The sequence below is a fragment of the Pseudomonas sp. KCJK9000 genome (assembly GCF_046230725.1).
In the GTDB taxonomy this organism is placed as follows: Bacteria; Pseudomonadota; Gammaproteobacteria; order Pseudomonadales; family Pseudomonadaceae; genus Aquipseudomonas; species Aquipseudomonas promysalinigenes.
In genome coordinates, this window is record NZ_JBJJLN010000018.1 from 76465 (window position 1) to 85026 (window position 8562).

General features: G+C 62.2%; 7 protein-coding genes and 1 pseudogene. 3 read left to right on the forward strand and 5 right to left on the reverse strand.

Annotated features, from left to right (window positions below; translation table 11 throughout):
- Positions 1 to 57 precede the first annotated feature (57 nt).
- On the reverse strand, positions 58 to 429 hold the full coding sequence (locus ACK59H_RS10705; RefSeq protein ID WP_060480080.1) for a DUF423 domain-containing protein: 372 nt from the start codon (positions 427 to 429) through the stop codon (positions 58 to 60).
- Positions 430 to 493: 64 nt separating this feature from the next.
- Here ACK59H_RS10705 and mtgA point away from each other — a divergent pair, with 64 nt between their 5' ends.
- Positions 494 to 1204, forward strand: coding sequence for a monofunctional biosynthetic peptidoglycan transglycosylase (gene mtgA, locus ACK59H_RS10710; RefSeq protein WP_060480086.1), 711 nt, complete (start codon positions 494 to 496; stop codon positions 1202 to 1204).
- A 151-nt stretch (positions 1205 to 1355) separates the two neighbouring features.
- Here the strand turns inward: mtgA and rpoH are convergent, their stop codons facing one another.
- The 4 genes from rpoH to ftsY form a co-directional block, all read right to left on the reverse strand.
- A complete protein-coding gene (gene rpoH / locus ACK59H_RS10715) occupies positions 1356 to 2210 on the reverse strand; it encodes an RNA polymerase sigma factor RpoH (RefSeq protein WP_060480079.1) in 855 nt (284 codons plus the stop codon).
- 111 nt (positions 2211 to 2321) lie between these two features.
- Positions 2322 to 3347, reverse strand: coding sequence for a permease-like cell division protein FtsX (ftsX, locus tag ACK59H_RS10720; protein WP_060480078.1), 1026 nt, complete (start codon positions 3345 to 3347; stop codon positions 2322 to 2324).
- Positions 3344 to 4015: a cell division ATP-binding protein FtsE gene (gene ftsE, locus ACK59H_RS10725; RefSeq protein ID WP_060480077.1), complete on the reverse strand. Its 672-nt coding sequence runs from the start codon at positions 4013 to 4015 to the stop codon at positions 3344 to 3346. Before ftsE ends, ftsX begins: the two co-directional genes overlap by 4 nt.
- 2 nt (positions 4016 to 4017) lie before the next feature.
- Positions 4018 to 5535, reverse strand: coding sequence for a signal recognition particle-docking protein FtsY (ftsY, locus tag ACK59H_RS10730; protein ID WP_060480076.1), 1518 nt, complete (start codon positions 5533 to 5535; stop codon positions 4018 to 4020).
- Positions 5536 to 5766: 231 nt separating this feature from the next.
- On the opposite strand from ftsY, the gene ACK59H_RS10735 reads away from it, so the two are divergent.
- Both ACK59H_RS10735 and ACK59H_RS10740 read left to right on the forward strand, forming a co-directional pair.
- Positions 5767 to 7122, forward strand: coding sequence for a pitrilysin family protein (locus ACK59H_RS10735; protein ID WP_060480075.1), 1356 nt, complete (start codon positions 5767 to 5769; stop codon positions 7120 to 7122).
- Between the two features lie 103 nt (positions 7123 to 7225).
- Positions 7226 to 8562: pseudogene (locus ACK59H_RS10740) on the forward strand (M16 family metallopeptidase); the annotation flags it as partial.

The following is an 8562-nucleotide window of genomic DNA, read 5'->3' on the forward strand; positions in this document are numbered from 1 at the left end:
TCCACGCGCGAACCCAAGGGCACTGCACACCATTAGTCGCGATTGTGGACCGCTTGGTCAGCCAAGGCGCCAGGCAGCCAGGCCTAGGGTCAGCCAGCCGGCGAGCATGCATAGGCCACCGATAGGAGTGATCACCCCAAGCTTGCTGATGCCTGTCAGGGTCAGCACATACAGGCTACCGGAGAACAGCACGATACCGACGGCGAACAGACCGCCGGCCCAGCCGACCAGGCGCCCTGGCAGGTGCACCGAAAGCACGGCGACGCCGAAGATCGCCAAAGCATGTACCAACTGGTAGGTCACCCCGGTGTGGAAGATTGCCAAATAGTCGGCGCTGAGGCGGTTTTTGAGCCCGTGCGCGGCGAACGCGCCAAGTGCGACGCCTGTGAAGCCGAAAAAGGCGGCGAGCATGAGGAAGCTGCGAAGCATGGGACGACTCCTTCTATCGGGTCTGTATAATGGCCCGTTCCACTGGTCCGGCCAAGCCATCGCCATGCTGTCATCCATTCTTCGTCGCCTCGCCCGTGCCCTGCTCTGGTTCGCTGCCGGCAGCATCGTACTGGTGCTGGTGTTTCGCTGGGTTCCACCGCCAGGCAGCGCATTGATGATCGAGCGCAAAGTGCAGTCCTGGGTGAGTGGCGAACCGATCGAGCTGCAGCGCGACTGGGAGCCATGGGAAAACATCTCAGACGAGTTGAAAGTTGCGGTAATCGCCGGTGAAGACCAGAAGTTCGCCAGCCATTGGGGGTTCGACATACCGGCCATCCAAGCGGCGCTGGCTTACAACGAGCGCGGGGGCAGTATTCGCGGTGCCAGCACCCTGACCCAGCAGGTGGCCAAGAATCTGTTCCTGTGGTCGGGGCGCAGCTGGTTTCGTAAGGGGCTGGAGGCCTGGTTCACCGCACTGCTCGAATTATTCTGGCCCAAGGAGCGCATCCTTGAGGTGTACCTGAACAGCGCCGAATGGGGCAAGGGTATATTCGGCGCCCAGGCCGCGGCCCGATACCACTTTGGCGTCGATGCCAGCCAACTGACCCGCCAGCAGGCGGCTCAATTGGCCGCAGTGCTGCCGAGCCCGATCAAATGGAGCGCCAGCAGGCCCAGTGCCTATGTCGCAAGTCGAGCGGGCTGGATTCGTCGGCAGATGAGTCAGCTGGGTGGGCCGAGCTACCTCATGCAACTCGACTCGACGCGTAGGCCTTGATGCACTCTTCGCGGGTAAGCCCGCGCCCACAGGTTCGCTACTGACCCTTAGCTGTTGCAGTGCACCCGCCAGGAGGGTGATAAAACCAGCGCAAACGAAAAAGCCGCTCATCCTCCTCGGATAAGCGGCTTTTCAGCGTAACTTGGCGCAATCAGATGGTGATCAGCGCCTTGACCTTGTTCATCGCATTCTTCTCCAACTGGCGGATCCGCTCAGCCGAAACGCTGTACTTTTCAGCCAGCTCGTGCAAGGTAGCTTTTTCCTCAGCCAACCAGCGCTGATAGAGGATATCGCGACTGCGATCATCCAGCCCTTGCAGGGCTTCGTGCAGATTGCTAGTGGAGTTGTCACTCCAGTCGGCATCTTCCAACTGCACAGCCGGGTCGTAGCGGTGGTCTTCAAGGTAATGGGCAGGCGACTGGAAAGCGCTGTCGTCATCGGCTTCTGCCGCCGGGTCGAAGGCCATGTCCTGGCCGCTCAGACGGCTTTCCATCTCGCGCACTTCACGGGGCTCAACACCGAGGCTTTCAGCCACGCGGTGCACCTCGTCATTATTGAGCCAAGCCAAGCGCTTCTTCTGGCTACGCAGGTTGAAGAACAGCTTGCGTTGCGCCTTGGTGGTAGCCACCTTGACGATGCGCCAGTTGCGCAGGATGAACTCGTGGATCTCTGCCTTGATCCAGTGCACGGCGAAAGACACCAGGCGCACACCCATTTCCGGGTTGAAACGCTTTACCGCTTTCATCAGGCCAACGTTACCTTCCTGGATCAGGTCAGCCTGGGCCAGCCCGTAGCCAGCATAGCTACGCGCGATATGTACGACGAAACGCAGGTGGGCCATCACCATTTGCCGAGCGGCCTCAAGATCCTGCTCGTAATAGAGACGCTCGGCCAGATCACGCTCCTGCTCGACAGACAACAGCGGGATGCTGTTGACCGTGTGCACGTAGGCTTCCAGGTTTGCACCGGGCACCAGGGCATAGGCAGGTTGCAACGATGTGGTCATTCAAGAACCTCCGACTTACTGAATTTGCGCCTTGTGAGCGCTACCAACATAGACACGGCACGACCGTACAAGTTCAGCCGTGAACAAAGTGTCAATGCTGGCAGGTAAAAACTATCGCGGGGCCAACTCGTTCAAATGGCGAGCGACTGCGATCCATGCACCGATATACCCCAACAACACCGCTCCGATCAAGAGCGACAGACCATCGGAAGCGGGCACCCCGCCCAATGCGAAGTCACTGCCATACAGCCCCGAGAGCCCTACCACGGCCTCGTTCAGCCAGTTCAGGCCGAATGCCAGAATTGCCCAGGCCAATACCCCTGCACCCAGGCCATACAAGGCTCCCATGTACAGGAAAGGCCGGCGTACGTAGCTGTCGGTGCCACCGACCAGCTTGATGACTTCGATCTCGATACGGCGGTTTTCGATATGTAGACGAATTGTGTTACCGATTACTAACAACAGCGCAGAAATCAGCATCACCGCCAGGCCGAAGACGAAGCGATCACCCAGTTTGAGGATCGCCGCCAGGCGCTCCACCCAGACCAGGTCCAACTGCGCATTCTCGACTCGCGGCAATTCCGACAGGCGCTGACGCAGGGCTTCGAGGGCGGGCTTGTCGACTTCGGTCGGGGTCACCACCACCACCCCGGGCAACGGGTTGTCAGGCAGCTCGCGCAGCGCTTCGCCCAGCCCGGATTGCTGCTGGAACTCCTCAAGGGCCTGCCCAGGACTCACGTACTGGGCATCGGCAACACCCGGCATACGCTTGATCTCATCGCGCAAGGCCTCGCCCTGCTGGCTACCGGCATCGAGCTTCAGGTACAGCGAAATCTGCGCAGCACGCTGCCAGGAGCCCCCTAGCACTTCGATGTTCTTGAGCAGCAACGAAAGGCCCATGGGCATGCTCAAAGCCACCGCCATCACCAGGCAGGTGAAGAAGCTACCGATAGGTTGTTTGCCCAGGCGCCGCAGGCTGTCGGCAAGGCTGGCCCGGTGGCTCTCCAGCCAGGCGTGCAGCAAGGTGCGAAAATCCGGGCCGTCGTCGTGATCGCCGCCCTTTTTCTTCGACGGCTGCGGGTCGGCGGCCTTGGGCGCGACGCGCTCGGAAACCTTGGGTGTACGTGTAGTGCTCATTGCCCGGCCTCCCCATCGCCGATCAGACGGCCGCGCTGCAACGTCAGCATACGGTGGCGCATGCGCGCAATCAGTGCCAGGTCGTGACTGGCGATCAGAACGGTGGTGCCCAAGCGGTTGATGTCCTCGAACACGCCCATGATCTCGGCCGCCAGACGTGGGTCGAGGTTACCGGTGGGCTCATCGGCCAGCAGCAACGCCGGCTGGTGGACGATGGCCCTGGCAATACCGACCCGCTGTTGCTGGCCGGTGGACAGGTCCGCCGGGAACAGCTCGCCTTTGTCCGCCAGCGAAACACGCTCCAGCGCAGAGTCCACGCGCTTCGCGATCTCGGCCTTGGAAAGGCCGAGGATTTGCAGTGGCAAGGCGATGTTGTTGAACACTGTGCGGTCGAACAGCAGTTGATGGTTCTGGAACACCACGCCGATCTGCCGGCGCAGGAACGGGATCTGGGCGTTGCTGATCTGCCCTAGGTCTTGCCCGGCCAGCAGCAGTTTGCCACTCGTGGGGCGCTCCATGGCCAGCAGCAGGCGCAGCAACGTACTCTTGCCCGCACCCGAGTGGCCGGTGACGAACAGGAATTCGCCCCGGCGCGCCCGGAAACTCAGCTCATGCAAGCCGACATGGCCATTGGGGTAGCGCTTGGCAACCTGTTCGAATCGGATCATGGTCAGTCTCGCTCGGCGAACAGAGCCTTGACGAACGGCTCGGCTTCGAATGTGCGCAGGTCATCGATGCCTTCACCCACCCCGATGAAGCGGATGGGCAGCTTGAATTGCTTGGCCAGGGCGAAGATCACCCCGCCTTTGGCCGTGCCGTCCAGCTTGGTCAGGGCAAGGCCAGTCAATTCGACGCTCTGGTTGAAGTACTTGGCCTGGCTGATAGCGTTCTGCCCGGTGCCGGCATCCAGCACCAGCAGCACCTCGTGCGGCGCTTGGTCATCGAGCTTGCCGATCACCCGGCGAACCTTCTTGAGCTCTTCCATCAGGTTGTCTTTGGTGTGCAGGCGCCCGGCAGTGTCAGCGATCAGCACATCCACGCCACGGGCCTTGGCGGCCTGCACGGCGTCGAAGATCACCGAAGCGGAATCGGCGCCAGTGTGCTGGGCGATCACCGGGATCTGGTTGCGTTCGCCCCAGACCTGCAACTGCTCGACAGCGGCGGCACGGAACGTATCACCGGCAGCCAGCATCACTTTCTTGCCCTCGAGCTGTAGCTTCTTGGCCAACTTGCCGATGGTGGTGGTCTTGCCGGCGCCGTTCACGCCAACCACCAAGATCACGTAGGGCTTGTTCTGCGCCTGGACCTTGAGCGGTTGCTCGACCGGACGCAACAGGGCGGCAAGCTCTTCCTGCAGCGACTTGTAAAGCGCGTCGGCGTCGGCCAGCTGCTTGCGGGCGACCTTCTGCGTCAGGTTCTGAACAATGGCGGAGGTAGCCTCCACGCCCACGTCGGCGGTCAGCAAACGGGTTTCGATTTCGTCGAGCAAGTCGTCATCGATGACCTTTTTGCCCAGGAACAGGCTGGCCATGCCCTCGCCGATACTGGCGCTGGTCTTGGACAGGCCTTGCTTGAGGCGGGCAAAGAAGCCGGGCTTGGACTGCTCGGTGGCGAGCGGCGCGGCAACCGGCTCAGGCTCCATTGGCACAGCAGCCGCAACCGGGGCGACAACCGCCGGCTCAGGCGCCGGGCGTTCCGGTATTACCGGCGGTGCCTTTGGCTCAAGATCCGGGACCAACGCGACCGGCTCTTCGGCAACCGGCAACACCAGGTTGCTGACAGGCGCAGGCTGCTCAACCACCGCAGCAGCCTCTGGCAGCGCGGCTTGTGGGGGGGTGGAAACCATAGGCTCAGGTGCAGCCAGCGGCGCAGACGCCACCGCAGGTGCAGCAGGAACCGGTTCAGGTACAGGTTCGGGCTCGCGCGCAGGCGCTGAAGCGACAGGCTCTGGCACGGGCGCCTGCACTACCGGGGCGGTAGGTTCGGGCTGCGGCGCCTCCACCTGCGCTTGCTCGGGGGCAGGCTGCGGCGCTACAGGTTCGGCCGGCTGCACCTCGGGCGCTTGAGGCTCGGGCGTTTGAGGCTGTTCGGCGACAGGTTGCTGCGGCTTCTTGCGAAACCAGCTGAACAGGCCTTTCTTCTCGCCAGCCTCGGCCGGCGCTTTTTTGTCGTCGTTGGAACCAAACATGGAAGACGGCTATCTCAGGGTAGCGATGGGCCAGCAACTGGCGCATCGGGAATTCTCTAAACGCAGAACAGACTATTTTGAATCCGACTGGTTCATGCGCAATGTTTTGTCTTAAGGTCCTGTGGGCCAGAACGGCGACAGGCATGGTCGCCAGGCAACCGGATCAGTATCCTAGCACCTCCTGGCCCGCAGACGCTAAACCAGCGGGCCGCCGAACAGGTTAATCACCGTATGAATGCCCTAGCCCGCCGTGCCGCTGGCCTGTTGCTCAGCACGCTCTGCCTGCCGCTCGTGGCTTTTGCCGCCGACGTGCAACCCACCCACGAATTTATCCTCGACAATGGCCTGAAAGTGGTCGTGCGCGAAGACCACCGCGCGCCAGTGGTGGTATCCCAGATCTGGTACAAGGTCGGTTCCAGCTACGAGACGCCCGGGCAGACCGGCTTGTCCCATGCCCTTGAGCATATGATGTTCAAGGGCAGCGCCAAGGTCGGGCCAGGCGAGGCCTCGCGCATCCTGCGCGACATAGGTGCAGAAGAAAACGCCTTCACCAGCGATGACTACACCGCTTATTACCAAGTCCTGGCCCGCGACCGTCTGCCGGTTGCCTTGGAGCTGGAGGCCGATCGTCTGGCAAGTTTGCGCTTACCGGCTGACGAGTTCGCCCGTGAAATCGAAGTCATCAAAGAAGAGCGCCGCCTGCGCACCGACGATCAGCCCAGTGCCAAAGCCTTCGAACTGTTCCGTGCCATGGCCTTCCCTGCCAGCGGCTATCACACGCCGACTATCGGTTGGATGGCTGACCTGGACCGCATGAAAGTCGAAGAACTGCGTCATTGGTACGAGTCTTGGTACGCGCCGAACAACGCCACACTGGTGGTCGTCGGCGATGTCACCGCCGACGAAGTCAAGGCGCTGGCACAGAAGTATTTCGGCAGCATTCCCAAGCGCGCCGTGCCGCCGGCCAAATTGCCGCTCGAGCTTGCCGAGCCCGGCCAGCGTGTGCTGACGCTGCATGTGCGCACACAGCTGCCTAGCCTGATCTACGGGTTCAACGTTCCAAGCCTGGCAACCGCCAAGGACCCACGCACCGTCCACGCCTTGCGGCTGATCTCGGCACTGCTCGACGGCGGCTACAGCGCGCGCATGCCTGCTCGCCTCGAGCGCGGTCAGGAGTTGGTGGCCGGCGCCTCGTCCAGCTACAACGCCTTCACCCGCGGTGACAGCTTGTTCCTGATCTCGGCAACGCCCAATGTGCAGAAGCAGAAAACCCTGGCCGACGTAGAAAAAGGCGTCTGGAAGCTGCTCGACGAGCTCAAGGCAACTGCCCCAAGCGCTGAAGAACTGGAGCGCGTGCGTGCCCAAGTGATCGCGGGGCTGGTCTACGACCGTGACTCGATCAGCAGTCAGGCCACCACCATTGGCCAGCTGGAGACGGTCGGCCTGTCCTGGAAACTGATCGACAGCGAGCTGGACGAACTCAAGCAGGTCACCCCGCAAGACGTGCAGAACGCTGCACGCACTTATTTCACCCGCGAACGCCTGAGCGTTGCCCATGTTTTGCCCGAGGAGTCCGCTCATGAGTGACCGCAGCGCACTACGCTACCCCTTGATCGGCTCGTGCATCATCGCGCTGGTGGTGGCCGTGGCCGCCGTGCTCCCCCGTTCTGGCCATGCCGGCGACCAAGCCAACGCCGCGCGCCCGGCCAACACCTTGCAGTCGCTGGCCGAACTGGATGGCAAGGCACCTGGCCGCCGCCAGCTGAACATTCAGCACTGGACCACCACCGAAGGCGCCCGGGTGCTGTTCGTCGAGGCTCGCGAGCTGCCGATGTTCGACCTGCGTGTCACCTTCGCTGCCGGTAGCAGCCAGGACGGCACCACTCCCGGCCTGGCCACCCTGACCAATGCCATGCTCAACGAGGGTGTAGCCGGCAAGGATGTGACCGCCATCGCCGAAGGTTTCGAGGGTCTGGGCGCCGATTTCGGCAACGGCTCCTACCGGGACATGGCGGTGACTACCCTGCGTAGCCTGAGCGCCAAAGACAAACGCGAGCCGGCGCTCAAGCTGTTCGCGCAAGTGACCGGCCAGCCGACCTTCCCAGAGGAAGCTCTCAAACGCATCAAGAACCAGTTGCTGGCCGGGTTCGAGTACGAGAAGCAGAACCCTGGCAAGATCGGCAGCAAAGCCTTGTTCAGCAAACTTTACGGCAACCACCCATACGCCCAGCCTAGCGATGGCAGTGCCGAAAGTGTGCCAGGCATCACCGTCGAGCAACTGCGCGCTTTCCACGCCAAAGCCTACGCCGCTGGCAATGCGGTGATCGCCCTGGTAGGCGACCTGAGCCGCCAGGAAGCCGAGGCCGTGGCCGCGCAAGTTTCCGCTGCCCTGCCCAAAGGCCCGGCGCTGGCGGCACCTGCCCAGCCGGTGGAACCCAAAGCTGGGATTACCCACATCGACTTCCCGAGCAAGCAGACTCACCTGATGCTGGCCGAACTCGGCATCGACCGCCAGGACCCTGACTGGCCGGCCCTTTCGCTGGGCAACCAGATTCTCGGCGGCGGCGCATTCGGCACCCGGCTGATGAGCGAAGTTCGCGAAAAACGCGGCCTGACCTACGGGGTATACTCGGCATTCAGCCCGATGCAGGTGCGTGGCCCGTTCATGATCAACCTGCAAACCCGGGCCGAACTCAGCGATGGGACGCTCAAGCTGGTACAGAGCATTCTCGCCGACTACCTCAAGAATGGCCCGACCCAGCAAGAACTGGATGACGCCAAACGCGAATTGGCCGGCAGCTTCCCGCTGTCCAACGCCAGCAACGCGAGCATCGTCGGCCAACTGGGCGCCATCGGCTTCTACAACCTGCCATTGACCTGGCTGGAAGATTTCATGCAGCAATCACAGGCACTGACCGTCGAGCAGGTCAAAACCGCGATGAACAAGCACCTGGCAGCCGACAAACTGGTGATCGTCACCGTCGGCCCGAAGGTGCCACAGCAGCCGCTGCCCGCCCCTACTGACAA